Annotated in this window: 25 protein-coding genes and 1 riboswitch; of the genes, 12 read left to right on the plus strand and 13 right to left on the minus strand. The window is 70.5% G+C overall.

Annotated elements, in window-relative coordinates; all coding sequences use genetic code 11:
- Positions 1–2: 2 nt before the first annotated feature.
- Positions 3–860: a DUF1266 domain-containing protein gene (locus ACWEMY_RS15835; RefSeq protein WP_278260563.1), complete on the minus strand. Its 858-nt coding sequence runs from the start codon at positions 858–860 to the stop codon at positions 3–5.
- Between the two features lie 124 nt (positions 861–984).
- Between ACWEMY_RS15835 and ACWEMY_RS15840 the strand changes: the two genes are divergently transcribed.
- From ACWEMY_RS15840 to ACWEMY_RS15850, 3 genes are all read left to right on the plus strand, one after another.
- Positions 985–1,266 carry a DUF2277 domain-containing protein gene (locus ACWEMY_RS15840; RefSeq protein ID WP_375933022.1) on the plus strand — a complete coding sequence of 94 codons (282 nt, stop codon included), beginning with the start codon at positions 985–987 and terminating at the stop codon, positions 1,264–1,266.
- A 125-nt stretch (positions 1,267–1,391) separates the two neighbouring features.
- Positions 1,392–2,942 carry an aldehyde dehydrogenase family protein gene (locus ACWEMY_RS15845; protein WP_452390593.1) on the plus strand — a complete coding sequence of 517 codons (1,551 nt, stop codon included), beginning with the start codon at positions 1,392–1,394 and terminating at the stop codon, positions 2,940–2,942.
- Between the two features lie 392 nt (positions 2,943–3,334).
- Entirely contained in the window at positions 3,335–4,231 is an 897-nt protein-coding gene (locus tag ACWEMY_RS15850) for a LysR family transcriptional regulator (RefSeq protein ID WP_452390594.1), read from the plus strand.
- Here the strand turns inward: ACWEMY_RS15850 and ACWEMY_RS15855 are convergent.
- Positions 4,228–5,577: an amidase gene (locus ACWEMY_RS15855; protein ID WP_452390629.1), complete on the minus strand. Its 1,350-nt coding sequence runs from the start codon at positions 5,575–5,577 to the stop codon at positions 4,228–4,230. The genes ACWEMY_RS15850 and ACWEMY_RS15855 overlap by 4 nt on opposite strands.
- A gap of 273 nt (positions 5,578–5,850) precedes the next feature.
- Between ACWEMY_RS15855 and ACWEMY_RS15860 the strand changes: the two genes are divergently transcribed.
- The gene (locus ACWEMY_RS15860) at positions 5,851–8,163 is read left to right on the plus strand and encodes a serine/threonine-protein kinase (protein ID WP_452390630.1); all 2,313 of its coding nucleotides are present in this window, start codon (positions 5,851–5,853) and stop codon (positions 8,161–8,163) included.
- On the opposite strand, the gene hpt is transcribed toward ACWEMY_RS15860, so the two are convergent.
- The 4 genes from hpt to ACWEMY_RS15880 form a co-directional block, all read right to left on the minus strand.
- Positions 8,160–8,711: a hypoxanthine phosphoribosyltransferase gene (hpt, locus tag ACWEMY_RS15865; protein WP_278260567.1), complete on the minus strand. Its 552-nt coding sequence runs from the start codon at positions 8,709–8,711 to the stop codon at positions 8,160–8,162. The genes ACWEMY_RS15860 and hpt overlap by 4 nt on opposite strands.
- Positions 8,712–8,758: 47 nt before the next feature.
- Positions 8,759–9,880 carry a tRNA lysidine(34) synthetase TilS gene (tilS, locus tag ACWEMY_RS15870; protein ID WP_452390595.1) on the minus strand — a complete coding sequence of 374 codons (1,122 nt, stop codon included), beginning with the start codon at positions 9,878–9,880 and terminating at the stop codon, positions 8,759–8,761.
- 71 nt (positions 9,881–9,951) lie between these two features.
- Positions 9,952–11,016, minus strand: coding sequence for a zinc-dependent metalloprotease (locus ACWEMY_RS15875; RefSeq protein WP_452390596.1), 1,065 nt, complete (start codon positions 11,014–11,016; stop codon positions 9,952–9,954).
- 14 nt (positions 11,017–11,030) lie between these two features.
- A complete protein-coding gene (locus ACWEMY_RS15880; protein ID WP_452390597.1) occupies positions 11,031–12,527 on the minus strand; it encodes a D-alanyl-D-alanine carboxypeptidase/D-alanyl-D-alanine-endopeptidase in 1,497 nt (498 codons plus the stop codon).
- 207 nt (positions 12,528–12,734) lie between these two features.
- Between ACWEMY_RS15880 and ACWEMY_RS15885 the strand changes: the two genes are divergently transcribed.
- Entirely contained in the window at positions 12,735–13,223 is a 489-nt protein-coding gene (locus ACWEMY_RS15885; protein ID WP_278260571.1) for an inorganic diphosphatase, read from the plus strand.
- A 62-nt stretch (positions 13,224–13,285) separates the two neighbouring features.
- On the opposite strand, the gene ACWEMY_RS15890 is transcribed toward ACWEMY_RS15885, so the two are convergent.
- The 4 genes from ACWEMY_RS15890 to ACWEMY_RS15905 all read right to left on the minus strand — a co-directional run bounded on the left by ACWEMY_RS15890 (position 13,286) and on the right by ACWEMY_RS15905 (position 16,734).
- Entirely contained in the window at positions 13,286–13,513 is a 228-nt protein-coding gene (locus ACWEMY_RS15890; RefSeq protein ID WP_452390598.1) for a hypothetical protein, read from the minus strand.
- Between the two features lie 113 nt (positions 13,514–13,626).
- Positions 13,627–15,330, minus strand: a complete 1,704-nt coding sequence (locus ACWEMY_RS15895) for an MDR family MFS transporter (RefSeq protein WP_452390599.1) — start codon at positions 15,328–15,330, stop codon at positions 13,627–13,629.
- Positions 15,327–15,824 carry a MarR family winged helix-turn-helix transcriptional regulator gene (locus ACWEMY_RS15900; protein WP_375933001.1) on the minus strand — a complete coding sequence of 166 codons (498 nt, stop codon included), beginning with the start codon at positions 15,822–15,824 and terminating at the stop codon, positions 15,327–15,329. Before ACWEMY_RS15900 ends, ACWEMY_RS15895 begins: the two co-directional genes overlap by 4 nt.
- An 88-nt stretch (positions 15,825–15,912) precedes the next feature.
- The gene (locus tag ACWEMY_RS15905) at positions 15,913–16,734 is read right to left on the minus strand and encodes a crotonase/enoyl-CoA hydratase family protein (RefSeq protein ID WP_452390600.1); all 822 of its coding nucleotides are present in this window, start codon (positions 16,732–16,734) and stop codon (positions 15,913–15,915) included.
- A gap of 105 nt (positions 16,735–16,839) precedes the next feature.
- Between ACWEMY_RS15905 and ACWEMY_RS15910 the strand changes: the two genes are divergently transcribed.
- From ACWEMY_RS15910 to ACWEMY_RS15925, 4 genes are all read left to right on the plus strand, one after another.
- A complete protein-coding gene (locus ACWEMY_RS15910; RefSeq protein WP_452390601.1) occupies positions 16,840–17,316 on the plus strand; it encodes a YbaK/EbsC family protein in 477 nt (158 codons plus the stop codon).
- Positions 17,317–17,475: 159 nt separating this feature from the next.
- Positions 17,476–17,943, plus strand: a complete 468-nt coding sequence (locus ACWEMY_RS15915) for a flavin reductase family protein (RefSeq protein WP_452390631.1) — start codon at positions 17,476–17,478, stop codon at positions 17,941–17,943.
- 48 nt (positions 17,944–17,991) lie between these two features.
- Positions 17,992–18,249, plus strand: coding sequence for a type II toxin-antitoxin system Phd/YefM family antitoxin (locus ACWEMY_RS15920; RefSeq protein WP_452390602.1), 258 nt, complete (start codon positions 17,992–17,994; stop codon positions 18,247–18,249).
- Positions 18,242–18,511, plus strand: a complete 270-nt coding sequence (locus ACWEMY_RS15925) for a Txe/YoeB family addiction module toxin (RefSeq protein WP_452390603.1) — start codon at positions 18,242–18,244, stop codon at positions 18,509–18,511. Before ACWEMY_RS15920 ends, ACWEMY_RS15925 begins: the two co-directional genes overlap by 8 nt.
- A gap of 66 nt (positions 18,512–18,577) precedes the next feature.
- On the opposite strand, the gene ACWEMY_RS15930 is transcribed toward ACWEMY_RS15925, so the two are convergent.
- Complete coding sequence (locus tag ACWEMY_RS15930; RefSeq protein ID WP_452390604.1) at positions 18,578–19,894, minus strand: aminotransferase class V-fold PLP-dependent enzyme; 1,317 nt, start codon at positions 19,892–19,894, stop codon at positions 18,578–18,580.
- A 48-nt stretch (positions 19,895–19,942) separates the two neighbouring features.
- Positions 19,943–20,057, minus strand: a riboswitch (SAM riboswitch).
- A 183-nt stretch (positions 20,058–20,240) separates the two neighbouring features.
- Between ACWEMY_RS15930 and ACWEMY_RS15935 the strand changes: the two genes are divergently transcribed.
- The 3 genes from ACWEMY_RS15935 to ACWEMY_RS15945 all read left to right on the plus strand — a co-directional run bounded on the left by ACWEMY_RS15935 (position 20,241) and on the right by ACWEMY_RS15945 (position 26,063).
- Positions 20,241–20,675 carry a MarR family winged helix-turn-helix transcriptional regulator gene (locus ACWEMY_RS15935; RefSeq protein ID WP_452390605.1) on the plus strand — a complete coding sequence of 145 codons (435 nt, stop codon included), beginning with the start codon at positions 20,241–20,243 and terminating at the stop codon, positions 20,673–20,675.
- A gap of 151 nt (positions 20,676–20,826) precedes the next feature.
- Positions 20,827–24,708, plus strand: coding sequence for a Pls/PosA family non-ribosomal peptide synthetase (locus ACWEMY_RS15940; RefSeq protein ID WP_452390606.1), 3,882 nt, complete (start codon positions 20,827–20,829; stop codon positions 24,706–24,708).
- Positions 24,708–26,063 (plus strand): M1 family metallopeptidase, encoded by a 1,356-nt coding sequence (locus ACWEMY_RS15945; RefSeq protein ID WP_452390632.1) that lies wholly within the window; start codon positions 24,708–24,710, stop codon positions 26,061–26,063. The genes ACWEMY_RS15940 and ACWEMY_RS15945 overlap by 1 nt, the downstream gene beginning before the upstream one ends.
- Here the strand turns inward: ACWEMY_RS15945 and ACWEMY_RS15950 are convergent.
- Positions 26,048–26,233 (minus strand): hypothetical protein, encoded by a 186-nt coding sequence (locus tag ACWEMY_RS15950; protein ID WP_452390607.1) that lies wholly within the window; start codon positions 26,231–26,233, stop codon positions 26,048–26,050. The genes ACWEMY_RS15945 and ACWEMY_RS15950 overlap by 16 nt on opposite strands.
- Before the next feature lie 38 nt (positions 26,234–26,271).
- Positions 26,272–26,733: a DUF2752 domain-containing protein gene (locus ACWEMY_RS15955; RefSeq protein WP_452390608.1), complete on the minus strand. Its 462-nt coding sequence runs from the start codon at positions 26,731–26,733 to the stop codon at positions 26,272–26,274.
- Positions 26,734–26,848: the final 115 nt, after the last annotated feature.

Consider the following 26,848-nt stretch of genomic DNA (forward strand, 5'->3'; position numbering starts at 1 on the left):
GCTCAGTTCGGTTCGGGCGCTTCGGCTTCGGCCTTCTGTTCGGGCTCGTTGAGTTCGATCCGGCGCCACGGGCTGGTCGGGCGGGTCCACAGCCGCAGCAGCTCCATGCGCCGGTCGACGCCGCCGTTCTTGAGTTCGGCGAGGTCCTCGGTGGCCTGCCAGTAGGTCCAGCCGGTGAGGTAGGCGTCGCCGAACTGGCGCCAGTTGCGGTAGCGGCGCTGCGCCGGGGCCAGGGCGCGCATGGCGTACTCCCAGGCCACGTCGGCGTCGATGTACCCGGCGGTGAACGCCATCCGGGCCACCGCGACCACGCGGGCCAGGTCCCAGGCGTGGATGTCGTTGGGCAGTGGCCGGGCGAGGTGGTCGGTGAAACCGATCTTGATGGCCTGGGCCCAGATGTCGTAGTCGCGCACCAGGGCTTCGGGGTTGTCCATGCCGCGGAAGGAGCCGACCTGGCGCAGGAAGGCGCGGTGACGGTCGGCGCGCTCGCCGAAGCGGTCGCGTTCGCTGGCGTTGATCGAGGCCGTCACCAGGGGGTGCACCAGCGCGTAGAGCGGGGCGTGCATGCCCTCGAGCAGCTGTTCCATCGAGGCGCGGGCCTCGGTGCCGTCGGTGATGCCCCAGGCGCCGGTGAGGGTGTCGATGGCCAGTTCGCGGCGGTCACCGAGGGGATGCTCGCGTTCGGGGCCCAGCAGCATCGCGTCGTGGAAGGCGTCCCAGCGGGTGGAGTAGAAGGCGCCCAGCGACAGGGCGCGCAGTTCGTCGTCGCTGACACCGGCGCCGGACCAGTGGTCTTCCTCGCGTTCGTCCAGTTCCGGGTAGGGAAAAGTGGTCAGCGCTGGTACTCCCCGAGCAGGCATGCGGCCGAGTCTAGTGCGGTATCCGCCGTCGCGGGCGGACAGCGAAGGCCCGTGCGTCACGAGATTTTCAGATCCCGGCTTTCTTGCCCTGACGTGAGATGCCCCACAGGTCTATGGTTCTGACATGTGTAGAAACATCACCGTCTTGCGTGGTCTGGAGCCTGCCGCCACCGAGCAGGAGATCTACGCTGCCGCCTTGCAGTACGTGCGCAAAGTCGGCGGCATCTCCGGGCTGAGCAGCACCACCAAGCCCGCTGTCGACAAAGCCGTCGCCGCCATCGCCGCGGCCACCACGACCCTGCTCGCCGAACTCCCCGACCGGCGTGTCCCCCCGCCCACCGAGCCACCCCTGCGCCGGATCGCCGCCAGGGAAGCCGAAGCGGGCGAGGGTACGGCCGCTCGATAGCCGCCGCGGGCTCCCCGGACCTCGGTGCTCCGGCACCGGGGCGGATAGCTCTGTTGTCGTCGCGTCAACTGTGCGACGCTGGGTGAAGGTGAACTGATTCACACAATGAAGTGGGGAGCACGACGGTGACCGATATTTCGCAGACCGCCTCGGTGATCGAGGTCCGCAATCCCGCGACCGGGGCCCTCAGCGGCACCGTGCCGGATACCTCGCCCGACGACGTGGCCGCCGCGGTCCGGGAACTGCGCCTCTACCAGCCCGAATGGGAGGCCATCGGCCCCGAGGGCCGCAAGCAGTGGCTGCTGAAGCTGCAGGACTGGCTCATCGACAACACCGAGGACCTGGCCGCGGTCCTGCAGTCGGAGACGGCCAAACCGCGCGTGGACGCGCTCATCGACCCGGCCTTCGCCGTCGACCTGCTCGGCTACTACGCCCGGCGCGCCGCGAAGTTCCTGTCCGACGACCACCCCTCCCCGCACAGCCCGCTGGCCCGGGTGAAGAGCCTGACCGTGGCCTACCGGCCGTACCAGGTGGTCGGCGTGATCACGCCGTGGAACTTCCCGCTGGCCATGCCCGCGATCGACGTGTTCCCCGCGCTGGCCGCCGGCGCCGCGGTGATCCTCAAGCCATCCGAGGTGACCCCGCTCTCGGCGGTGGAGCTGGCGCGCGGCTGGGCCGAGATCGGCGCGCCGCCGGTGTTCAAGGTGGTCACCGGCGCCGGCGCCACCGGTGGCGCCGTGGTCGCCAACGCCGACTACATCCAGTTCACCGGTTCCACCGCGACCGGCCGCAAGATCGCGGCCACCTGCGCCGAGCGGATGGTCCCCTACAGCCTGGAGCTGGGCGGCAAGGACCCGGCGATCGTGCTGGCCGACGCCGATATCGACCGGGCCGCGCACGGCATCGCCTTCGGCGGCATGTTCAACGCCGGGCAGGTGTGCATCTCGGTGGAGCGGGTGTACGTGGAGGCGCCGGTCTACGACGAGTTCGTCGAGAAGCTGACCGCGGCGGTGGCGGCCCTGCGCCAGGGCGCCGACGGACGCGAGTCGAACAACGATGTGGGCGCGCTGGCCAACGAGAACCAGGTGCGCATCGTGCAGCGTCACGTCGAGGAGGCGGTGGCCGCGGGCGCGCGGGTGACCACCGGCGGCAAGCGCACCGGCGTCGGCACGTTCTTCGAGCCGACCGTGCTGGTGGACGTGGACCATTCGATGTCGTGCGTGGCCGAGGAGACCTTCGGCCCGACCCTGCCGGTGATGAAGGTGGCCGACGAGGCCGAGGCGATCCGGCTGGCCAACGACTCGATCTACGGCCTGTCCGCGTCGGTGTGGACCGGCGACAAGCACCGGGGCGAGCGGGTGGCGCGGCAGCTGAACGCGGGCGCGGTGAACATCAACGACGTGTTCGCCAACCTGTTCAACTTCGCCATGCCGATGGGTGGCTGGGGCCAGTCCGGTGTGGGCGCCCGCTGGGGTGGTGCCAACGGTGTGCGCAAATACTGCCGCGCCCAGGCGATCACCAAGCCGAAGCTGCCGACGATGACCAAGGAGCCGCTGTGGTTCCCGTACGACCTGAACAAGATCATCTTCTCGCTCGGCGCGATGCGCGCGGCGGGTGCGCGCGGCCTGCGCCGCATCGATCTGCCCGCCTTGCTGCGCCTGAAGAACGGTAGCTAGCAACGGATTCCGGCTGCGGCCGAGGTCTCGTCCGCCGCCGGAATCAGCGTCTCGAAACCTGTTGGTGACGAATATCACTCCCCTAACCGGTCCAGGGGCCTGAACCCCGGTCGACGGGCGATTTCCGACGCCGCCACGACGCGCGCGGCACAGCCCACAGCCAGGCACGATGTGTGAACCCCGACGCATTTGCGCTGGTCAAGCGCCCAGCTCTGCCGGATGACCCCGGGCGGCACCGATTCCCGCCCTCCACAACCGACTCGATGGTGCAACGCACCATGCCAGGCCATATGCTGTGCGTTACCAACCTGGTGACTGTTTTGATCCACCTCCGCGAACTTCCTTGCCCGTTTTGGCTGGAATTTCCCGACCGATTCTGATAGCAAGGTGCTATGGACCCGCATTTGCGCGATCTGCGGTATTTCGTCGCCGTCGCTGAGGAACTGCATTTCACCAACGCCGCCCAGCGGTTGCACATCGCTCAGCCGACGTTGTCGCGTCAGATCCGCCAGCTCGAACGCCAGCTCGACGTGGTCCTGTTCGACCGCAACCAGCGCAGCGTCGCCCTCACCGTCGCGGGCAAGGAACTGCTCGAAGGCGCCCGCAAGATCCTGGAGCTGTGGGAGGTCACCAACGTCTCCCTCCAGGAAGCGGGCGAGGTGCTGCGCGTCGGCATCCAGTCCGCGCTCGGCCGCGGCCTGCTCAACGATCTGGAGAGCGCCAGCGGCCACCGCCTGGCCCTGCACGCCGCCTCCTGGAACGACCCGTCCAGCGGGCTCGCCGGCCGTCAGGCCGACCTGGCCCTGGTGTGGCTGCCGCTGCCCGACCCCAACCGCTACCGGTGGCAGGTGCTACGCACCGAGCCGCGCTGGGTGCTGCTGCCGGAGAGCCACCCGCTCGCCGAGCAGGACACCATCGAATTCGCCGACCTGCTCGACGAACCGTTCGTCGCCCTGCCCACCGAAGCCGGTGCGGTGCGCGACTTCTGGCTCGGCAACGACGCCCGTGGCGGCCGCGCGGCCAAGATCGGCGCCGAGGCGGCCACCCCCGAGGACAAGCTCGAGGCCGTGAGCCTCGGCCTGGGCGTGTGCCTGCTCGCCGAGAACAATGTGCCCATGTACCGCTGGCCCGGCCTGACCGCGCGCCCGGTCGCCGGGCTCACCCCGTGCGAGCTCGCGGTGGCCTGGCGGGCCGACGACACCCGCCCGACCATCCTGGAATTCGCCGGTCGCGCCGTCGACGGTGGGTTCTCCGAGCCCGCGCCGCAGCCGCAGCCGATCGCGGTCTAGTTCGACAGTTCCAGTTGGGCGGCGAGGCCGAGCAAGGTGGCCTCGCTGCCCGGCGGACCGGCCAGCTGCGCGGCCAGCGGCGTGTGCGCCTCGGGATGGGTGCCCATCGGCACCGACGCGGCGGGCCAGCCCACCAGATTCCACAGCCCGGTGAAGGGCGCGTAGCGCAGGCCCGCGAACACATTGGCACCCCACCCGCGCCTGCTCCAGCGCCGCGCCTTGGGCGGCTGCGCGGCCAGCGTCGGGGTGATCACCACATCGAAGTTCTCGAAGAAGTCGAGCATGCGGGCCTCGGTCCGGTCGACCTGCTGCGGGCGGACCAGCCCGAGCCGGTGGATCAGCTTGCCCAGCGCCAGATGACGGCGGGTGCGCCGCTGCAACGCGGCCGGGTCCCGCAGCCGTTGCGCGTCGGTGAGTCCCACGCTCGGCCAGCGCAGCAGCATGCTCAGCGCCGCGTCGCCGTAGGGCAGTTCGACCGGCTCCACCAGGTGCCCGGCCGCCGCCGCGCGCGCACCCGCGGTGCGCGCCGCCGCCGTCCAGTGTCGATCCATCCGGACCAGTCGCGACGGCGGAGCCACGGCCAGCCCGACCCGTAGTCGGTGCGGGGCGCGCACCTCGGCCAGATCCGGCCTGCCCGCCATGACCGACAGCCCCAGCGCGGCATCCGACACCGTGGTCGCCAGAATCCCGTTCTCGGCCATGCCACCCCAGGAGTCGGCGCCGATCTCGCTGGGCACCGTCTGCCTGCCGGGTTTGATCCCGAAGACCCCGCACGCGGCGGCGGGCACCCGGATCGAGCCGAGCCCGTCGGTGCCGTGCGCGATCGGGACCAGCCCCGCCGCCACCGCGGCGGCCGCGCCACCGGAGGACCCACCCGGCGTGCGGCCGACATCGCGCGGATTGCGCGTCACCCGGCCGTCCTCGTCGGTGCAGGCCCACAGGCCCAGTTCCGGCATGGCCGTCAGCCCGACGATGATCGCGCCCGCGGCCCGCAGCCGCGCCACCACCGGATGATCGTCGTTCTCCGGCGCGGTCGAGGTGGCCGCCGAACCCGCGCGGGTCGCCTCTCCGGTGACCGCGATGTTCTGCTTGATCGCCACCGGCACCCCGGCCAGCGGCAGTTCGTCGAGATCGTCGCGGGCGGCCAGCTGCGCGGCCTCCACCCGGGCACGCTCGGCGCGCACCACGGTGAAGGCGTTGATCTTGCGGTTCTCCGACGCGATGCGGGTCAGGGCCTCGCTCACCACGTCGGTGGGCGTGATGGTGCCAGCGCGTACCCGTGCGGCCACTGCCGCGGCGGGGCCGCCGATCGGGTACTGGTCGGCGGGTGGGTGGGACGAATCCATCGTCACCTCAGCGTCCGTCACGCCGTCGTCGTCGACGGACTCCCATGCTACCGCTGTGAGGTCATCGTGCATCTGCGGATTCGCCCCCGTTCGCATGGACGTCGAAATTCGGGTGATCAGCTCTCGAGGCGCAAGTTATCATTTCGAGTACGGCTCAGGGGCCCATGGCGTTGGGTGTCGCACGAACCTTTAGGTCGGTTGATGAGCGATAACACCGCAAGCGGCGGACGACCCGACGAGAGTGCCGGTCGGTCGGCCGATCTGCGCGCCGACATGGTCGAGGCGTTCGCCGCGGCATGGGGCGAGGCCGATGCGCGCCCGCCCGAGATCGCCGAATTCCTGCCCGACGCGCGCACCCTGCGCAGGCACGCCCTGCACGAGCTGATCCGGGTGGATCTGCGGCATCGCTGGCTGCATCACGCCGGTGACGGGGTCGACCGCAAGCGGCTGGCGCAGTACTGCGCGGAGTTCCCCGAACTCGACGCGGCCACCCTGCCCGCCGGGCTGGTGTTCGAGGAGTTCGTGATCCGCAGGCACAGCGGTGAACGGGTCGATCCGCGCGAGTGCCTGCGCGAATACCCGCACCAGGCGGTCAGCCTGCGGGCCCTGCTCAACACCGACGACCTCGACCAGAGCACCCACCGCAGCGAACCGACGGTGAACCATCCCCCCGACCCCACTCGTACTACCGAGATGACCAGTCCGCAGCTCGACCTCACCGCCACGGCGACCTCGGCGGCCACCGCCGCGGACTCGGCCGCCGCGGATCTCGAGCCGCTGGACCGGATCGAGGTCGGCGAGCGGATCGGCGATTTCGAGCTGCTCACCGGGCTCGGTTCCGGGGCGTTCGCGCGGGTCTTCCTGGCCAGGCAGCGCTCGATGCAGCGGCTGGTCGCGGTGAAGATCTCCGCCGATCGCGGCACCGAACCGCAGACGCTGGCCCAGCTCGACCACGACTACATCGTGCGCGTGTTCGACCAGCAACTGCTCGACACCGGCACCGCGCGCGCCGATTCACGCCGGCTGCGGCTGCTCTACATGCAGTTCCTGCCCGGCGGCACGCTGCTCGGCCTGCTGCGCTGGGTGCGCGCCACCCCGCCCGCCGAGCGCAGCGGCAAGCTGCTGCTCGACGCGGTGGACGCGGCGATGGAGGAGAAGGGCGAGATCCGGCCCACCGACTCCAGCGTGCGCGACGAACTGGCCGCGCTGAGCTGGCCGGAGACCGTGGCCTGGCTGGGCCGCAGGCTGGCCGAGGCGCTCGACTACGCCGCCACCCACGGCGTGCTGCACCGCGACGTGAAACCGGCCAATGTGCTGCTCACCGCGGAGGGCGTGCCCAAGCTGGCCGACTTCAACATCAGTTTCAGCCGCACCGTGGCCGGGACCAGCCCGGTGTCGTATTTCGGTGGGTCGCTGTCGTACATGTCGCCCGAGCAGCTCGAGGCGTGTCATCCGGGGCTGGGCCGCACCGCCGCCGACCTGGACACCCGCTCCGACATCTATTCCCTCGGCGTGGTGCTGTGGGAGCTGCTGACCGGCGCGAAACCGTTCGACGACAGCACCGCCGAGGAGGGCCACGGCGACGAGACCACGCTCGAGGCAATGCTGGAACGGCGCACCGGTGGCGTCGAGCCCAGCGCCATGGACCGCGTGCCCCCGGACTGTCCGGCCGCGCTGCGCCGCGTGCTGCTCACCTGTCTGGAGCCCGATCGCTCGCGGCGCTGGTCCGACGGCGCGGTGCTGGCCAAGCAGTTCGATCTGTGCCTGGACGAGCGCGCCCGCGACCTGGTCGACCCGCCGCCCAACAGCTGGCGGCTGTGGTTGCGCAAGTGGCCGCTGCTGGTGCTGGTGCTGGCCATCGGCGTGCCCAACGCGCTGGCTTCCTGGTACAACATCCAGCACAACGAGACCCTGGTGGTGAGCAGGCTCGGCGAATCCGCCCAGCAGACCTTCATCCTCATCACCGCCGGGGTGAACCTGATCTTCTTCCCGGCGGGCGCCGCGCTGCTGATCTACCTGTCGCGCTTCGTGCTGTGGGTGCCCGGCGGCCTGCGCAAGGGCCGCCGCTACGACTCCGACACGCTGCGCCGGGCCAGACACGACACGCTGCGTTTCGGCGACCGCGCGGTGGTGGTGGCCTTCTCGCTGTGGGCGCTGGCCGGGATCACCTTCCCGATCGCGCTGCAACTGGCCAGCGGTGACGTGCCCGGCCGGGCCGTGGTGCACTTCCTGGCATCCCTGCTGGTCTGCGGCGCGATCGCGGTGGCCTACCCGTTCTTCCTGGTGACCTACTACCTGGTCCGCTGCCTCTACCCGGTGTTCCTGCGCCACGGCGAGATCAGCGCCGACGACGGCAAATGGCTGCGCGACCTGCGCCGCCGCTGCACCTGGTACCTCGCCGTCGCCGCCTCGGTCCCGCTGCTGGCCGTCGCGGGCCTGACCTTCCTGCCCCCGGCCGACATCCCCTCGGTGATCCTCGCCGTCCGCGTCCTGTGCGTCGGCGGCATCATCGCCTTCGTCGGCTCCTACGTCCTGTTCCGCGCCCTCGAGGCCGACCTACAGGCCCTCGAGCGCGTGGTCAGCTAGGAGTAGACAGCGGGGTTGAGGGTGCCGATGTAGGGCAGGTCGCGGTAGCGCTCGGCGTAGTCGAGGCCGTAGCCGACGACGAATTCGTTGGGGATGTCGAAGCCGACGTGGGCGACGTCGACGGGGGTGCGCAGGGCGTCGGGCTTGCGCAGCAGGGTGACCACTTCCAGCGAGGCCGGGTTGCGGGTGGCCAGGTTGCGCTTGAGCCAGGACAGCGTGAGACCGGAGTCGATGATGTCCTCGACGATCAGCACGTTGCGGCCGGCGATGTCCTTGTCCAGGTCCTTCATGATGCGCACGACGCCCGAGGACGAGGTGGACGAGCCGTAGGACGACACGGCCATGAACTCGAGCTGGGTGGGGATCGGCAGCGCCCTGGCGAAGTCGGTCATGAAGAAGATCGCGCCCTTGAGCACGCAGATCAGCAGCAGGTCGCCCTCGGGGCTGTCGGGCGGGTACCGCTTCGCGACGAGCTCGGCCAGTTCCTCGATCTTGGCCTTGATCTCGTCTTCGGTGATCAGCACCGAGGCGATGTCGTCTCCGTACACGGAAGTGGGTGTCCCTTCGTGATGTCGATCCCGACCGGGCCGGTTCATTATGTGTCATCGAGACGCGGCTGTGCGCGCACCGCCAGCGTGCCATGCTCACGCCCCACGACCAACCTGTGGGCCCGGCTTCCCCCGCCCACGGCCACCCCACCCTGCCCGCGCCAGTCGCTCACCAGCTCGTCGATCGCCTGCAGATGCGCGTTCATCAGCCCCCCGATCCCCTGCCCGGTCAGCCACGCCCGCACCGCCCTGCGCCGCAGCGCCGCGGGGGCAGTGGCCAGGATCTCGATCGACAATCGCGGGCGATCGGTGTCGTCGAGGCCACTGGCGCCCGCCGACGGCGTGGACATCCCTTCCGCGCATTCCACCGCCGTCTCCGAGGCAGACCGAGGCCGAGCCGCGACGGGCGCGGCGGGTGGAATCGTCGCCGAGCGTCGCAGGTCCTCGGCGAGGGCGTCCAGTACGGTGCCGTCCTCGCGCAATTGCTCAGCGGTGCGGGCGAGCGCCCGCGCGACGCCACCGCCGAGGACGTCCTCCAGCAGCGGCAGCACCTCGGTGCGCACCCGCACGCGGGTGTAACCGGGGTCGGTGTTGTGCGGGTCGTCCCACGGCTCGATCCCCAGATCCGCGCACATCCGCACCGTCTCGGCCCGCCGCACCCCGAGCAGCGGCCGCCCCCACGGCGCGTTCCACGCCGCCATCCCCTGGATCGACCGCCCACCGGACCCGCGTCCCAACCCGAGCAGCACCGTCTCGGCCTGGTCGTCGAGGGTGTGCCCGAGCAGCACCGGCCGCCCGTCCCGCACGTCCTCCAGCGCCGCGTACCGAGCCGCGCGCGCCGCCGCCTCCACGCCCCCTTCGCGCCCGACCGCCACCGGGACCACGACCGTGTCCACGCACCCCAGCGCCAGCGCCTGGTCCGCCGCCCGGCGAGCCACCTCCCCCGACCCCGCCTGCAACCCGTGATCCACCACCACGGCCGTCACGTCCCCGGCCTCGACCACCGCCGCCGCCACCAGTGCCAGCGAATCCGCCCCACCGGACAACCCGACGACCACCGGCACCCGGCCGCCCCGCGCCGCGACCCACTCCCGCACACCCCGGCGCACCGCCAGCACCGCCGCGGTCTCCGGCAAGCGCACGTCCCCGCCGAACCGCCTACCCGTCATCGGCCGCGTCCTTCCGAAACATCACACGCCTGGGCGACACCTCGCCTACACCCAGAACGAACCGGACGGGTTCAGCGCAGGACGCGCGAGACCCAGCGGTCGGGATCGTCGATCTCGTCGAGCAGGGGCAGGGTGTCGGCGTTCGTCCACACCGTGTTGAACTCCGCGACGCCGACCCGGTCCACCACCGCGTCCACGAACTTCTTGCCGCGCACGTACTGCGCCACCTTCGCGTCGACGCCCAGCAGCGCCCGCATGATCCGCTGGATCGGGTTGGACGGCTTCTTCCTGCGCCGGTCGAACGCGGCACGGATCTCGGCGACGGACGGCACCACGGCCGGGCCGACGGCGTCCATCACGTGATCGGCGTGGCCTTCGAGCAGGGTGCCCAGCATGAGCAGCTTGTCGAGCGCCTCGCGTTGCGGCGGGGCCTGGGCGGCGCGCAGCAGGCCGACGATGCCGCGGCTGTTCGGGTCGTCGTCGGCGTCGGCGGCGCGACGCGCGCGCACCTCGCCGAGCAGCCGGGTGAGCATCTCGCTCAGCGGCTCCTCGCCGACCTCGCTGAGGATGTCCACATTGGTGCGCATGTAGTCGGCGAGCCACGGCGCCGAGGAGAACTGCACCCGGTGGGTCACCTCGTGCAGGCAGACCCAGAGCCGGAAGTCCGAGGGGTCCACACCCAGCGCCTTCTCCACGCCGACGATGTTCGGCGCCACCAGCAGCAGCGTGCCGTCGTCCCCGGTGAACGGGTCGTACTGCCCGAGAATCGCCGTCGACAGGAAGGCCAGCATGGTCCCGGCCTGCACTCCGGCCGGTTTCCCGACGAACCGCCCGGTCAGCGAGGTCGACTCGGTGCCGGTGAGCACCGCCATGGAATCCGCCGCCGCGGCGATCCAGCCGGGCCGGTCGACGATCCTGGCCTCGGGCACCGGCCGGTCGTCGAGCAACCCGCTGACCTCGCGCACCGGCCCCTCGGCCCGCACCGAGGCGGCCGCCAGCTCGGTGACGGCCTGTTCGGCCGCCTCCCGGGAGATCCTGGGTCCGGCGGGCGCGAGTGCGCCACCGGTCCGCGCGGCGAGACGCCAGTCCACCGCTGCGTTGAATCCCGACGGCTTGCCGGTCTTGTCCTCGCTCATCGCCACCCGCTCTCTCAGGAGCAACCGCAGTTGCGCAGGGCGCCCGCCACCGCGTCGAGGGCGGGCCTGCTCACCTCCGGCAGCCTGTCGTTGGACATCAGTGCGAAAGTGAGCACCCGTCCGTCACGGTCGAGCACATACCCCACCAACGCGCTGGCCACGCTCAGAGTTCCGGTCTTGGCCCGCACCCAGCCCGCGCCCTGCCGGTTCTGGGTGACGAAACGCGGCGCCAGCGTGCCGGTGCCACCCGCCACGGGCAGGTCGTCGAGCAGCGGCGCGAGAGCCGCTGCGCGCGGGTCGGTTTCGGGCCTGGCCTGGGTGCCCGCGGGGATCACGGCCGCGTCGCCGGTGGGCCGGGCGGCGATGGCGATGATCGAGTCGAGCAGTCGCGGCGGCACCCGGTCGTCCACCGAGAGGCCGCTGTTGTCGGCCAGATGCAGTCCGCTGACATCGAATCCGGAGGTACTCAGCACGGCGGTGGTCGCGGCGACGGCACCGGCGAAGGACGCCTCCTGCCCCGTCGCCATGGCCAGTTCGCGCCCGATCGCCTCGGCCAGCACATTGTCGGAGTGGATCATCATGTCGTGCAGCCGGACTCGCAGCGGCGCCGATTCCACCCTGGCGATCTCGGCGCCACGCTGCGCGGCCTGACCGACCCGCACCGCGGCCGGGTCGACCCCGAGTTCGGCGGCCAGCGCGCGGCCCGCGTCCAGGGCGGGGTTCGCGCTGCGCGGGGAGTAGTCGGCCGAGGGATCGAAGCGGCCGCCGTCGAGCATGATCGGCTCGATCGGCGCGATGGAGCCCTCGGGGATGTCGATGGGGTCCCAGCCCGAGGCCATGGTCGGCCCCGCGTAGACGGAGTTGTCGACAACGATCGAGCTCACCTTCGTCCCGGCCGCTTTCACCTTCGCGGCCAGGTCGGCGACGCGCGCGCCGTCGGTGTAGTAGCCGCCGTCGGCGCGCGTGGTCAGGGTCGGGTCGCCGCCCGCCACCAGCACCAGCTCACCCGGGGCTCCGGCGGTGACCTTGGTGGTCACCCGCTGTTCGTCGGGCAGGGTGAGCAGCGCGGCCGCGACCAGCATGATCTTGGCCGTCGAGGACGGGATCATCGCCTTGACCGGGTCCTGGCTCCACAGCACCGTCCCGCTGGCCGGATCGGTCACCTGCCCGGCGAACGACCCGAGATCGGGGCTGCCGACCACCGGCGCCAGCGCGGCGGCGAGCCCGGCCGGAGTCGGCGCGGGCGCGTTCGACCCGGCGGGGGTCACCTGTGCGGGCGCGGGCTCGCCGGTCGGCGGCGCGGCCACCGTCAAGCCCCCGTGCCGGAATTCCGGTGACCACGGCTTCGCGATGGCCGCGAACCCACCCGCGATCACCAGCACCGCGACGAACACCGCCGCCAGCCAGATCCACAACGAACGACGCCCCCGCGGCCGCGCGCTCTCGCGCTGGATGACCACGGTCGGCGCCTCACTGCCGTAGGGCGGCTGTCCCCCTCCGCGCTGATCCATCAGGCCACCCGGCCGGCCGGAATCACGAACCTCGACATGAACGCCTCACCGATCCTCGACTGTCTCGCCCGACACGCCTCGACTGCGCGCGCTGAGCCGCCTGCCGCACCGGTGTTCCAGCACACCACACTATCCTCGTTGCGCAACGGTTCCCCAGAACGATCTGGCGATTCGGCACAGATGCACTCGAACGAGCAAGGAGATGGCGTGGAGTTCGACGTCACCATCGAGATCCCCAAGGGTTCTCGGAACAAGTACGAGGTCGATCACGAGACCGGCCGGGTCAAGCTGGACCGGTACCTGTACACCTCCATGGGCTACCCGGCCGACTACGGCTTCATCGAGAACACCCTCGGTGAGGACGGCGATCCGCTGGACGCGCTGGTGCTGCTGCCCGAGTCGGTGTTCCCCGGCGTGATCGTCGAGGCCCGTCCGATCGGCGTGTACCGCATGACCGACGAGGCAGGCGGCGACGACAAGGTGCTGTGCGTGCCCGCGGGCGACCCGCGCTGGGACCACGTGCAGGAGCTCGGCGACGTCTCGGAGTTCGAGCTGTCGGCGATCAAGCACTTCTTCGAGCGCTACAAGGACCTCGAGCCCGGCAAGTTCGTGCAGGGTTCGGAGTGGCTCGACCGCGCCGAGGCCGAGAAGGTCATCGACGAGTCCTTCACCCGCCTGAAGGAATCCGGCCACTGAGCCGCTGGCTCCACGCGAAAAGGGAGGTCCGAGTATTCGGACCTCCCTTTTCGTTCGGTGGCTCAGTACCAGATGTAGAGCTCCCAGCCGTCCCAGCTCTCGGTGCACTCCCAGTAGTAGCCGCCGGTGTAGGGCGACTCGCCGTCGGCGCTACAGGCGGCGAGGGTGGCGTAGGTGCCGTAGTACGTGCCGTACGGACCGGCGACGGCGTTGCCCGCCGCTACCGTCGACACCCCGGCGACGGTAGCGGCGGCCAGCAGTCCGGCGGCGATGGTGGTTTTGATGCGCATGTCGTTGTCTCCTGTGCGTTCGTTCTCGACGAGAGGAACGTTATGGGCGACAGCGCACCGAAACAGCCACCCCTAGGGGGACATCCGGCCCCACCCAGGGCGCTTCACCTTGCCTACCCTCGGGCCGCCGTGTCGGCCAGCGCGCCCGCGCCGTCGGCCGCCTTGGTGTCACCGGCGGCCTGGATGCCGCCCTGCATCCGCAGCGGGACCTCCTTCCAGAACAGCACCAGCAGCAGGGCCAGTGCCGCGACCGCCGCGGCGACCAGGAACACCGTCGACATCGAGTCGGCGAAGCCCACCTGGAACGGCTTGGCCAGCTGCGGGTCGAGCTGCTGGATGATCGAGCTGTCCTCGAGCACGTGCCCGGCCGCCGAGGTGTCGTGCGCGAGCAGACCCTTGGCCAGCGCGGCGTCGGCGGGGTTGTCGCTGTGCGCGCCCGCGACCACGGCCTGCTGGTAGGCCGGATCGGTGGCCGCCTGCTGCATCTCGGTGGTGATGTTGGGGGTGAGCAGCGAGAACAGGATCGACAGGAACACCGCCGCGCCCAGCGTGCCGCCGATCTGGCGGAAGAACGTCGCCGACGCGGTCGAGACACCCATGTCCTTGGGCGGCAGCGCGTTCTGCAGGGCCAGCGTGAGCGGCTGCATCAGGTTGCCGAGGCCGAAGCCGGTGAAGGCCATGAAGATCATCGCCAGCCACAGCGGGCTGTCGGCGTCGAGCAGGTGCAGCAGGAACAGCCCGGCGGTCAGCATGACCGCGCCGATCACCGGGAAGGCCCGGTAGCGGCCGGTCTTGGAGATCAGCCTGCCCGACACGATCGAGCCGATCATCAGCCCGAGCACCAGCGGCAGCATCTGCAGCCCCGCCTCGGTCGGCCCGGCACCCCGCACCACCTGCAGGTACTGCGGCAGCAGCAGCATGCCGCCGAACATGGCCGCGCCGACCACGAACGAGATCACCACGCCCAGCGCGAAGGTGGTGTTGGCGAAGATCCGCAGCGGGATCAGCGCGGCGTCACCCATCCGGTTCTCCACCGCGACGAACCCGACCAGTCCGAGCGCGCCGATCACGTAGCAGACCACCGACGCGGTGCTGCCCCAGCCCCATTCGCGGCCCTGTTCGGCCACGATCAGCAGCGGCACCAGCCCGACGGCCAGCACCAGCGCGCCGCCGAAGTCGATGCGGTGGGTGGCGTGCGGCTTGCGCGGCAGGTGCAGCACCTTGGTCACCACCGCGAGGGCCAGCAGGCCCAGCGGCACGTTCACCAGGAACACCCAGCGCCAGCCGGTGATGCCCAGAATGGAGTCCTGCCCGGCCAGCAGGCCGCCCAGCACCGGCCCGAGCACGCTCGAGATACCGAACACCGCCAGGAAATAGCCCTGGTAGCGGGCCCTTTCGCGGGGGCTGATGATGTCACCCATGATGGCCAGCGCCAGCGACATCAGACCGCCCGCGCCCAGGCCCTGGAACGCGCGGAACGCGGCCAGCTGATACATCGAGGTGGCCAGCGTGCACAGCAGCGAGCCGATGATGAACAGCCCGATCGCGGCCAGGAAGAACGGCTTGCGGCCGAACATGTCCGAGAGCTTGCCGTAGAGCGGGGTGCTGATCGTGGCGGTGATCAGGTAGGCCGTGGTGGCCCAGGCCTGCATCGAGTAGCCGTGCAGGTCGTCGGCGATGGTGCGGATCGAGGTCGACACGATCGTCTGGTCCAGCGAGGCCAGCAGCATGCCGAGCATGAGCCCGGACAGGATGGTCAGGATCTGGCGGTGGGTGAAGCCGGCGGGTGATTCCAGCGGGGGCGCCGTCGTGGTCACGAATTGTTCTCCGTACAGGTCGCGCTCGGTTCCGCCGGGCGGGCGAGCAGGGTGAGGCGGGCGCGGTCGTAGTCCGCGACGAAGCGGGTCAGCAGCGCGGCGAAGCTCGCGCGGTCCTCGTCCGACCAGTCCTCGGTGACGATGGCGACGCTCTCCTGGCGCCGCGCCCTGATCCGATCGGCCACTTCGCGGCCCTTGGTCGTCACCTCGAGGACGGTCGCGCGTCCGTCGTCGGGATCGGCGGTCCGGATGACCAGCCCCCGATCGACGAGCTGGGCGACCTGTCTGCTGACCGTCGACGCGTCCGAGTGCACGGCCTCGGCCAGCGCACCCGAACGCATCGGCCCGTCGCAGACCAGCCGGAACAGCACGACGAACCCCGCCGGGTCGATCCCCGAGCGGTCCTTGACCTGCGCCAGCGCGCGATCACGCAGCCGGTGCAGCCGCACGAGCTGGGTGGCGATCACATCGATCGCCGGTTCGCTCCGACTCACTACCTCACCTTTACTTGCATCAATCAATTAGTTGTGTGATGCAAGTATGTAGACAGAACGGTCACCGGGGCAACCGTTTGAACTGCCTTTACTCGCCCTTGAACTCGGGGGCGCGCTTCTGGAACACCGCCGTGATGGCCTCGGTGAGGTCCTTCGACGGCAGGAACGCCGCGTTCCAGGTCGACACGTACCGCAGGCCCTCGGCCACCGCCGGGCCGGTCCGCTGCTCGAGCACGTCCTTGATGCCCTGCACCACCAGCGGCGGGTTCTCGGCGATCTCGCGCGCCATCGTGTGCGCGGCCGCGACCACCGCGTCCTGATCGGCGAACACCTCGTTCACCAGGCCGATGCGCTCGGCGCGCGCGGCGTCGATGTCCTTGGCGGTGTAGGCCAGTTCGCGCAGGTTGCCCTCGCCGATGATGCCCGGCAGGCGCTGCAGCGAACCGATGTCGGCCACGATGGCGACCTTGGCCTCCCGCAGGCTGAACTTGGCGTCTTCGCTGGCCAGGCGGATATCGGCGGCCGCGATCAGGTCGAGGCCACCGCCGATGCACCAGCCCGACACCGCCGCGATCACCGGCTTGGTGCACTCGGCCACCGCCGTCACCGAGGCCTGCATGCTGCGGATGACCTTGAGGAATTCGGTGCGCGGCGCGGCCTTGGCGTCGTCGGCCAGCACCGGCGCGAGCATGCCGCCCATGGCCGCCAGGTCCAGGCCGAAGGAGAAGTGCTTGCCCGCACCGGTGAGCACCACCGCGCGCACCTGCGGGTCGGCGTCGAGCGCGCGGAAGATCTCCGGCAGCTCGCGCCAGAAATCCGGTCCCATCGCATTACCCTTGCCCGGCCCGATCAGGGTGACCTGCGCGACATGGTCGGTGGTCTCGACGGTGAAGGCTTGCCATTCAGTCATGGGTCGAGTCTATTGGCGCCGGGCCAAGTTCCTCCGGGCCCCCTGGCCGAACCCCAAAATCCCGCTCCCCCGGCATATTTCCCGCAATCGCCCTACTCTGGAATCATGCGCAGGTCGTCTCTTCCGGCGGTCGCATGCCGCGTCGCCGACACGCTCATCGCCCGCGGGCACCACGGCGTCATCGTTTCGCCCGAGACGCCGACCCCCACCGCGGCCGATGCCGCCCGCGCCCTGGGCGCCGACCCGACCGCCATCACCACCTGCCAGGTCTTCCTCCTCGACGACGATCCCGTCCTGCTGCTGGTCGCGGGCCACCACCAGGTCGACCTGAAACGCACCGGCAAACGCCTCGACGGCACCCTCACCCCCGCCCCCGCCGCCCTGGTGGAGCGCATCACCGGCCAGCCCATCGACGGCACCGCCCCCGTCGGCCACCCCACCAACCTCCCCACCTGGGTGGACACCGCCCTGGCCGCGCATCCGGAGATCTGGGCGGCGGGCGGTCACCCGAACACGGTGTTCCGCACCAACTTCCGCGAACTGGTCCGCATCACCGCAGGCCTGCCCCTCGACATCGACTGAGCCCGCCGGGGTGATATCGATCAAATACCCGGCGTGGCCGTAGGCGCGCCGGATGGCCGGGCGTAGTTTGGGGCGGTGGGTGATGTGCGACCGAATCCCGGCGAATTGGTGATTCCCGACGATCTGAGCGGGATCACCGCCGAGCAGTACCGGGCGTCGATGCGCCACTATCCGGCCGGTGTCACCGTGGTGACCCTCGGCGCCGACCACGGCCCCGTCGGCTTCACCGCCACCTCCTTCGCCTCCCTGTCGCTCGAGCCCCCGCTGGTCTCGTTCAACATCGCCCACACCTCCTCGAGCATCGCGGCCCTGCGCGAGGCGGGCTCGGTGGTCATCCACTTCCTCGGCGAACACCAGCACCACCTGGCCCACCGCTTCTCCCGCACCGCCGCCGACCGCTTCACCGACCGCTCCCTGTGGACCCCCCTCGACACCGGCGAGCCCGTCCTGCACGGCACCCCCATCTGGCTCCGCGCCACCGTCCACCAACTCATCGACATCGGCGACCACACCATCGCCATCGCCCTGGTCACCCGAGTCCACGACGAAACCCACGAATCCCCCTCCGCCGCCCCCCTCCTCTACTACAACGGCAGATACCACCGCCCCACCGCCCTCGACACCTGAGCGGTCATAGTTGTACGATATCTCGTACAACTACCCTATGAGGCTCGCATGACTGCACTTCCGATCTCCACCGCCCGCCAAAACCTCTTCCAGCTGGTTCAGCAGGTCAACGACGACCACGACACCGTCACCGTCGTCACCAAATCCGGTGAGAATGCCGTGCTCGTCGCCGAATCGGACTGGAACTCCATCCAGGAGACGCTGTACGTGCTCGCCACACACGGCGGAGTGCGGCTACTCGAATCTGCTCGAGACGCGCGCGAGGGAAAGTTCGAGGCGCACGAGTTGATAGATCCCGATGCCTGACCGCAAGCTGGTCTTCAGCGCCTACGGCTGGGAGACCTATACATCGTGGCTCACCAGAGACCGGACGGTCCTGAAGGCCGCGAACAAGGTGATCGCCGCCGCGCTTGCCGATCCTTTCACCGGCATCGGTAAGCCTGAGCCGCTAAAGCACCACCTCGCAGGCAACTGGTCGCGCCGGATAACCCGCGAACATCGAATGATCTACTACGTCACCGATTCCGAGATCGTGATCACCGCCGTCGGCGGACATTACGAGGAGTAGTCCGCCGACGCTCCGCTCAACGGGCCGACGAACGTCCCGGCCGAGTCGGGCCGGGACGACCCGGAATCAACCGATCAGGCAGGGGGCGGCACCGGCCGAGGCGTCGGGAGTCAGGGGGCGGGTTTCGGGGGTGGGGTTCCAGAGGCCGTCCGTGGCGGCGTAGGACCAGGTGGGGCCCTGGGTGACGAGGGTGGCGACGGCGGTGATCAGGCGGTCGACGTCGGCGGGGGTGGTGCCGAGGCCGATGCTGGCGCGCAGGGCGGCGTCGAGGCCGAGGCGGGCGAGCAGGGGGTGGGCGCAGAAGCGGCCGTCGCGGACGCCGATGGCGTGTTCGGCGGAGAGGTAGGCGGCGACCTGGCCGGGGGCGTACCCGTCGACGGTGAAGGCGACGATGCCGACAGAGTCGGAGCTGTCGGACCAGATGCTGACCAGCGAGACACCGGGAAGAGCACTCAGCCCGTCACACAGCCGGTCGGCCAGGAAGCGTTCGTGCGCAACGAGTTCGGCGGGATCGATGGCGGCCAGCGCGTCACAGGCGGCGGCGATGGCGGCCGCGCCGAGCACATTCGGCGATCCGGCCTCGTGCCGCTGCGGCGCGGGAGCCCATTGCACCGCGTCCACACCCACCGAGCGCACCGCGCCACCACCGGCCAGATACGGCTCCCCCGCGTCCAGCCAGTCCCGGCGCCCGACCAGCACGCCGGCGCCGAAGGGCGCGTAGAGCTTGTGCCCGGAGAAGGCGAGGTAGTCGATGCCGTTCTCGCGCAACGAGATCCGGCGATGTGGCGCGAGCTGGGCCGCGTCGACGAGGATGCGCGCCCCGCACAGGTGCGCGATGGTGGCCAGCCGCTCCAGCGGCAGCACCTCCCCGGTGACATTGGAGGCCCCGGTGATGGCGAGCAGCGCGGCGGGCTTGCTGCACAGTTCGGCGACGACGCGCCGGATGGTCTCCTCGACCGCGTCGGCGGCCTGCACGACCCGTCGCCCGTGCGCGGTCCACGGCAGGAAGTTGGCGTGGTGTTCGATGTCGAGCACCACGGTCTCGCCGGGCACGCACCCGGCCAGCAGGTTCAGCGAGTCGGTGGTGTTGCGGGTGAACACCACCACCTGGTCGTCGTCGGCGTCGAGGAACCGGGAGACGGCGCCGCGCGCGGCCTCGTAGCACTCGGTGGAGATCCGCGAGGCGTAACCGGCACCGCGGTGCACGCTGGCGTAGTACGGCAGCAGCTGCGAGATCCGGTCGGTGACCTGCTTCAGTGCCGGCGCGCTCGCCGCGTAGTCGAAGTTCGCGTAGGTGCTGGTACCGCCCTGCACGAGCGGCACCTGGAGGTCGGCACCGGAGACGGCGGCCAGGGCACAGGTGGGGTCGATTACTGCGGTCATGACGAAATCCCGTCGGCTCAGGGACTCGTTCCCGAGGGGGATGCTCCGAGTCCGCGCTTGCCGCGCCCACTGCGGACGGCGGCCAGGTCGTCACCCGGAGCACCCCACCGCGGAGGAGGGTTGCCGACCAGCTAGCCGGGGCTTGTCGCTGGTACTCGTGACCTGTTCCGAGAGTGGCAGACGATCCCCGCGGCTGTCAACCACCGCCGCGGAATCACCGCCCGACGGCCCCGCACGCGATTGCCCCCGGATTGCCCTCGCGCGCGAATCTCCGCAACCATCGGACGACTCCACGATGGAACAGCCAAATGATTGAGTTCCCCCACTATTTGTTAGAGTGGCCGCCATGTCCTCGAACCCGAACGCCGTCCGCGGCCTGCCGCGCTACCCGGTGTACGCGCTCGCACGACTCACCAAGGCCCTGCACGCCGAGATCGACCTCCCGCTGCGCGACCACTGGGTGCTCACTTTCATCGCCGAGAACGCCGATCTGACGCAGAAGAAGGTCGGCGAGGCGCTCGGTATCGACCGCAGCGAAGTGGTCCGGCTGGTCGACACCCTCGAGGGTGCGGGCCTGGTGGAGCGCACCCGCGACGGCACCGACCGCCGCAAATACCGGCTGCGCATCACCGACGCGGGCCGCAAACGCTGTAAGCGCACCGACAAGCTCATCGCCGAGGCCACCGCCCGTGTGCTGGCCCGCCTCGACGCCGACGAGCAGGCCACCCTGCACCGGCTCGTCCTCACCGCACTCGGCGACGAGGCGGAGCCGTCCACCTGAGCACCGGCGCGGCACGCCGCGCACCGAGTCGGAAACACCGTCCGGCGAGTACCGTTGGCATCTGGTGACCATCCCGTTTGCCCTCCGGTAACCCGACCGTGAAACAACAGACACCGATGGGGGTCAACCGATGAGAGGTGGACGCAGCGCGATGCTCGAGCCACACACCGAATTCGGGGCAGAGCTGCTCCGCGACCCGCTGCTGCGCGCCGATCTGGCCGCCGCGCCGCGCACCCTGGTCGACATCCTGACCAGCACCGCCCAGGCCCACCCCGACGCGCCCGCGATCGACGACGGCACCGTGGTCCTGAGCTACCTGGAACTGGTCGCCGCCGTCGAGGCCAGGATGGCCGAGCTCACCGACGCGGGCGTGCGCCCCGGCGACCGGGTCGGCGTGCGGATGCCTTCGGGTTCGGCCGCGCTCTACGTCACCATCCTGGCGGTGCTCTACTGCGGGGCCGCCTACGTCCCCGTCGACGCCGACGACCCCGAGGAACGCGCCAAGCTGGTCTTCGGCGAGGCCCGCGTCAGCGCGATCGCCACCGGCGAGGGCATCGAGTCGGCCACCACCGCCACCGGTGACGCGCACTGGGACACCCTGCCCACCCCCGCCGACGACGCCTGGATCATCTTCACCTCCGGTTCCACCGGCACCCCCAAGGGCGTCGCGGTGACCCACCGCAACGCCGCCGCCTTCGTCGACGCCGAGGCCCGGCTGTTCTTGCAGCGCAAGCCGATCGGCCCCGGCGACCGTGTCCTGGCGGGCCTGTCGGTGGCCTTCGACGCCTCCTGCGAGGAGATGTGGCTGGCCTGGCGCCACGGCGCCTGCCTGGTCCCCGCCCCGCGCGACCTGGTCCGCACCGGCGCCGATCTGGGCCCGTGGCTCATGCGCCGCGGCATCAGCATCGTCTCCACCGTGCCCACGCTCGCCGCGACCTGGCCCGCCGAGGCGCTGGAATCGGTGCGGCTGTTGATCTTCGGCGGCGAGGCGGTGCCGCCGGAACTGGCCGAACGCCTGGCCGGTCCCGAACGCGAGGTGTGGAACACCTACGGCCCCACCGAGGCCACCGTCGTCGCGTGCGCGGCCCGGCTCGACGGCACCATGCCCGTGCGCATCGGTCTGCCGCTGGACGGCTGGGACCTCGCGGTGGTCGATCCGCAGGGCAACCCCGTCCCCGAAGGCGAGACCGGTGAGCTCGTCATCGGCGGCGTCGGCCTGGCCCGCTACCTCGACCCCGCCAAGGACGCCGAGAAGTACGCGCCTATGCCCTCGCTCGGCTGGGAACGCGCCTATCGCAGTGGCGATCTGGTGCGCAACGACGACCAGGGCCTGATCTTCCTCGGCCGCGCCGACGACCAGATCAAGATCGGCGGCCGCCGCATCGAACTCGGCGAACTCGACAACGCCCTGCAACACCTGCCCGGCGTGAGCGGCGCGGCCGCGGCCATCCGGACCACCAAGGCGGGCAACAAGATCCTCGTCGGCTACCTCACCGGCGCTAGCCCCGACTACGACCTGAAGAAGGCCAGAGCGATTCTGGCCGAACAACTTCCGGCCCCGCTGGTCCCGCGCCTGGCGATCGTCGCCGACCTGCCGACGCGCACCTCGGGCAAGGTCGACCGCGACGCCCTGCCCTGGCCGCTCCCCAGCGCCGAGGACGCCGCCGAACACGGCCTGCACGGCACCGCCGCCTGGGTCGCCGGACTCTGGGACGCCATCCTCGGCGCCGAGGTGACCGGCCTGGACACCGATTTCTTCGATGTCGGCGGCGGGTCGCTCGCGGCGGCCCAGCTGGTCGGCGCGCTGCGCGAACGGTATCCGCACGTCACCGTGGCCGACCTCTACGACCATCCGCGCCTCGGTTCGCTGGTCGAGCTGCTCGACGGCAGCGCCCCGGTCGACGCGGTCGACGAACGCGTCGTCACCCCCACGCCGCTGCGCGCGCAGATCACCCAGGTGCTGGCCACCATCCCGCTGACCACCCTGACCGGCCTGCAATGGGTCACCTGGCTCACCGTCGTCTCCGCCATCGCGGGCTGGTCGGGTTCGCTGCCGTGGCTGCCGCGCCTGTCGTGGTGGTGGATCGCGCTCGCGTTCATCCTGTTCATCTCGCCATTGGGCCGGATGGCACTGTGCGTGGCCGGTGCGCGCGTGCTGCTGGCCGGGCTGCGCCCCGGCACCTACCTGCGCGGCTCGGGGGTGCATCTGCGGCTGTGGGCAGCGGTACGGCTCTCGGAGGCCAGCGGCGCCGAAAGCCTGTCCGGCGCACCGCTGATGGTCCCGTTCGCCCGCGCGCTCGGCGCCAAGATCGGCAAGGGCGTCGACCTGCACACCCTGCCCCCGGTCACCGGCATGCTCGAACTCGGTGACGGCGCCAGCGTCGAACCCGAAGTCGACCTGTCCGGCTACTGGGTCGACGGCGACCGCGTGCACATCGGCGGCATCACGGTCGGTGAGGGCGCGGTGATCGGCGCGCGCTCGATCCTGCTGCCCGGCAGCAAGATCGGTAAGAAGGCCGAGATCGCGCCCGGCTCGGCGGTCTCGGGCAAGGTCAAGGCCGAGCAGGAGTGGGCGGGCTCGCCCGCGGCCAAGACCGGCAAGGCACCGCGGCGCTGGCCCGATCACGCACCCGAGCGCGCCCGGCACTGGCTGCTGGTCTTCGGGGTGTCCTCGATGGTGCTGGCCGCCATGCCCGTGTTCGGCCTGGCCGTCGGCGGCACCTTCATCGCCTGGTGGGTGCGCGAGGAGACCACCATCGGCGCGGCCGCCCTGCACGGTTTCGCCATCCTGCCGGTGGCCACACTGCTGAGCCTGTTCGTCTACGCCGCGGCCACCGTGCTCGCCGTGCGCCTGCTCGGCCTCGGCCTGCGCGAGGGCTACCACCCCGTGCGCAGCCGCACCGGCTGGCAGGTCTGGGCCACCGAACGCCTGCTCGACTCCGCCCGCACCTTCCTGTTCCCGCTCTACGCCAGCCTGCTCACCCCGCTGTGGCTGCGCCTGCTGGGCGCGCGGATCGGCAAGAACGTCGAGGCGTCGACGGTGCTGCTGCTGCCCAAGTTCACCGTGGTCGCCGACGGCGCCTTCCTGGCCGACGACACCATGATCGCCAGCTACGAACTCGGCGGTGGCTGGCTGCGCATCGGCGAGGCCAAGGTCGGCAAGCGGGCCTTCCTCGGCAATTCCGGCATGACCGCGGTCGGGCGGCGGGTCCCCAAGAACGGTCTGGTCGCGGTGCTCTCGGCCGCGCCGAGCAAGGCCAAGGCGGGCTCGTCCTGGCTGGGCAGCCCGCCGGTGCGCCTGCGCCGGGCCGCCGAGTCCAGCGACACCTCGCGCACCTTCGATCCGCCGCTGCGGCTCAAGCTGGCCCGCGCCGTGGTGGAGACCTGCCGGCTGATCCCGGTGATGGTCACCTTCGCGATCGGCCTCGGTGTGCTGTTCGTCCTCGCGCTGATCGCCCAGCACTCCGACTACCTCGTCGCCGCGCTGGCCTCCGGCCTGGTGCTGATGGCGGCGGGCGCGCTGGCCGGTGCGCTCGCGGTGGCCGCGAAGTGGTTGCTGGTCGGGCGGATTCGCGCGGTGGAGCATCCGCTGTGGAGCTCGTTCGTGTGGCGCAACGAGGTCTCCGACGCCTTCGTCGAGACCGTCGCCGCGCCCTGGTTCGCGCGCGCCGCCACGGGTACTCCCGTGATGAATCTGTGGCTTCGCGGACTCGGCGCCAGGATCGGGCGCGGGGTATGGTGCGAATCCTATTGGCTACCGGAGGCGGACCTGGTGACACTCGGCGACGGCGCGACGGTGGAACGCGGCTGCGTGGTGCAGACCCACCTGTTCCACGACCGGATCATGTCCATGGACACTGTCACCCTCGACGCGGGCGCCACCCTCGGCCCGCACTGCGTCGCCCTGCCCGCCGCCCACATCGGCGCGGGCGCCACCATCGGTCCCGCGTCGCTGGTCATGCGCGGCGATGTCGTCCCGCCCTCGACCCGCTGGTGGGGCAACCCCATCGCGCCGTGGACCGGCCCCGTCTGATGCGCGGCAAGTTCTACGAGGACCCGATCGACCCCTACCTGCCGCAGAACGGCAATCGCGGCTACCGGGTCTCGCGCTACGAGCTGGAGCTGAGCTACCGGCCCGCCAGCAACCGGCTGGCCGGGCGCGCGGTGGTCGTCGCGGTCACGACCGCGGCGCGGACCTGGTTCACGCTGGATCTGTCGCAGGCGCTGACGGTGTCGAAGGTGCTGGTCAACGGGTCGAAGGTGGCCAAGTTCGCGCACCAGCAGGGCAAGCTGGCGATCACCCCGCAGCAGAAGATCCCGGCGGGCGGGGTCCTCGAGATCACCGTCGGCTACGCGGGCACGCCCAAGCCGGTGCGCGGGCCGTGGGGCGAGGTCGGCTGGGAGGAGCTCACCGAGGGCGCGCTGGTCGCCAGTCAGCCCAACGGCGCCGCCTCCTGGTTCCCGTGCGACGACCACCCGAGTTCCAAAGCGTCCTACCGGATCTCGATCACCACCGACAGCCCCTTCCACGCGCTGGCCAACGGCACCCTGATCAGCAAGCAGGCCAAGGCCAGCCAGACCACCTGGGTCTACGAGATGGCCGAGCCGATGGCGACCTACCTGGCCACCATCCAGATCGGCAACTACCGCAAGTACCGGGTGGGCACGCCCGGCGAACCGGTGCCGATGCAGGCCGTGGTGCCGCCCCGGCTGCGCGCGAACTTCGAGCACGATTTCGCGCGTCAGCCGGAGATGATGGCGCTGTTCACCGAGCGGTTCGGGCCGTATCCGTTCGAGAACTACAGCGTGGTCGTCACCGAGGACGAACTCGACATCCCGATCGAGGCGCAGGGCATCTCCATCTTCGGCGCCAACCACTGCGACGGCCGCCGCGGCTCCGAACGCCTGGTCGCCCACGAACTGGCCCACCAGTGGTTCGGCAACAGCCTCACCCTGAAGCGCTGGAGCGATATCTGGCTGCACGAGGGCTTCGCCTGTTACGCGGAATGGATCTGGTCGGAGGCCGCGGGCGGGCCGAGCGCCGATCAGCTGGCCAGGGCCGCGCGCGCCAATCTGGCCCGTCAGCCGCAGGACATCGTCGTCGGCGATCCGGGCCCCAAGGACATGTTCGACGACCGCGTCTACAAGCGCGGCGCCCTCACCCTGCACGCCCTGCGCCTGGAACTGCGCGACCACCTGTTCTTCGAACTCATCCGCGAGTGGACCGCGCGCTACCGGCACGCCACGGTCACCACCGAGGAATTCGTCGACCTGGCCGGTCACTACAGCGTGGCGCCGCTGCGCTCGCTGTTCGCGCTGTGGCTCGGCACCAAACCACTGCCGCAGCTACCCCCGCTCGGCGGACAGGCGCATCAGAACACCAGATAGCGCTGGGCCAGTTCCTCGATGAGCGGATCGTCGGCGGGCACCATCTCCAGTGCCTCGAGATCGTCGGACACCGAGATGCTGCGGGAATCGTCGCGCTCGGGGTCGGGGCCGTCCTCGGCCAGCTGGCGCAACAACTTCTGCCGGACTCGATCCTTCAGTGAATCGCGCATATCTCCACAGTGCCTGGCCGACGGCGCGGTTTCCAGTATCAGACCGGGGCGAGCCAAGTCCCCCACGGCGTGTTGCGCAACACGGAGTAGACCGCGAGCAGGCCGAAGAACGTCCAGACCGTCACCGCGCTCAGGCGCGGTAGCCGCCACCCCAGACCGCGCCGGGCCCGGATCAGCCAGTCGACGACGAACACCGCGAACGCGACCACCAGCGCCACCGCCAGCAGATTGCTCTGCAACGCGTCGACGACCCGGCCGTCGGTCAGATTGTGGATCGAGCGCATGCCGCCGCAGCCCGGGCAATACACCCCGGTCAGCGCGTAGACCGGGCACAGCCCGTAGGAACCCTCCACGTGCGGGTCGCGCACGTGCAGCACCACGAGCGTGGCGATCCCCGCCCCGGCGGCGAGCAGCGGCGGAGCCAGCCGACGCCACAGCGGGCGCGGGGCAGGCCCCTGACCTGCGCCGGAAAAACCTGCGGTGACGTGCGAGATGTCCACCCTGAACACGGTAGCGGCGGCCGTTGCGCACCGCCAGCACGCCACCGTCGTGACAGTTCCCGCCACGCCGTAACTTTCCGGTGTTTTCGTGCGATTTCACAGTGTCTTCGCCCGC

The organism is Nocardia sp. NPDC004415 (genome assembly GCF_053602435.1).

What these genes read in the sequence shown, in the direction of transcription:
- ACWEMY_RS15950 (WP_452390607.1), bottom strand. Translation starts at nt 26,233, where the DNA reads ATGCGCGATTCACTGAAGGATCGAGTCCGGCAGAAGTTGTTGCGCCAG.
- ACWEMY_RS15945 (WP_452390632.1), top strand. Translation starts at nt 24,708, where the DNA reads ATGCGCGGCAAGTTCTACGAGGACCCGATCGACCCCTACCTGCCGCAG.
- ACWEMY_RS15855 (WP_452390629.1), bottom strand. Translation starts at nt 5,577, where the DNA reads ATGGATTCGTCCCACCCACCCGCCGACCAGTACCCGATCGGCGGCCCC.
- tilS (WP_452390595.1), bottom strand. Translation starts at nt 9,880, where the DNA reads ATGACGGGTAGGCGGTTCGGCGGGGACGTGCGCTTGCCGGAGACCGCG.
- ACWEMY_RS15905 (WP_452390600.1), bottom strand. Translation starts at nt 16,734, where the DNA reads ATGACTGAATGGCAAGCCTTCACCGTCGAGACCACCGACCATGTCGCG.
- ACWEMY_RS15915 (WP_452390631.1), top strand. Translation starts at nt 17,476, where the DNA reads ATGCGCCACTATCCGGCCGGTGTCACCGTGGTGACCCTCGGCGCCGAC.
- ACWEMY_RS15875 (WP_452390596.1), bottom strand. Translation starts at nt 11,016, where the DNA reads ATGAGCGAGGACAAGACCGGCAAGCCGTCGGGATTCAACGCAGCGGTG.
- ACWEMY_RS15850 (WP_452390594.1), top strand. Translation starts at nt 3,335, where the DNA reads ATGGACCCGCATTTGCGCGATCTGCGGTATTTCGTCGCCGTCGCTGAG.
- ACWEMY_RS15930 (WP_452390604.1), bottom strand. Translation starts at nt 19,894, where the DNA reads ATGACCGCAGTAATCGACCCCACCTGTGCCCTGGCCGCCGTCTCCGGT.
- ACWEMY_RS15920 (WP_452390602.1), top strand. Translation starts at nt 17,992, where the DNA reads ATGACTGCACTTCCGATCTCCACCGCCCGCCAAAACCTCTTCCAGCTG.
- ACWEMY_RS15910 (WP_452390601.1), top strand. Translation starts at nt 16,840, where the DNA reads ATGCGCAGGTCGTCTCTTCCGGCGGTCGCATGCCGCGTCGCCGACACG.
- ACWEMY_RS15880 (WP_452390597.1), bottom strand. Translation starts at nt 12,527, where the DNA reads ATGGATCAGCGCGGAGGGGGACAGCCGCCCTACGGCAGTGAGGCGCCG.
- ACWEMY_RS15890 (WP_452390598.1), bottom strand. Translation starts at nt 13,513, where the DNA reads ATGCGCATCAAAACCACCATCGCCGCCGGACTGCTGGCCGCCGCTACC.
- ACWEMY_RS15840 (WP_375933022.1), top strand. Translation starts at nt 985, where the DNA reads ATGTGTAGAAACATCACCGTCTTGCGTGGTCTGGAGCCTGCCGCCACC.
- ACWEMY_RS15860 (WP_452390630.1), top strand. Translation starts at nt 5,851, where the DNA reads ATGGTCGAGGCGTTCGCCGCGGCATGGGGCGAGGCCGATGCGCGCCCG.
- ACWEMY_RS15835 (WP_278260563.1), bottom strand. Translation starts at nt 860, where the DNA reads ATGCCTGCTCGGGGAGTACCAGCGCTGACCACTTTTCCCTACCCGGAA.
- ACWEMY_RS15935 (WP_452390605.1), top strand. Translation starts at nt 20,241, where the DNA reads ATGTCCTCGAACCCGAACGCCGTCCGCGGCCTGCCGCGCTACCCGGTG.
- ACWEMY_RS15925 (WP_452390603.1), top strand. Translation starts at nt 18,242, where the DNA reads ATGCCTGACCGCAAGCTGGTCTTCAGCGCCTACGGCTGGGAGACCTAT.
- ACWEMY_RS15940 (WP_452390606.1), top strand. Translation starts at nt 20,827, where the DNA reads ATGCTCGAGCCACACACCGAATTCGGGGCAGAGCTGCTCCGCGACCCG.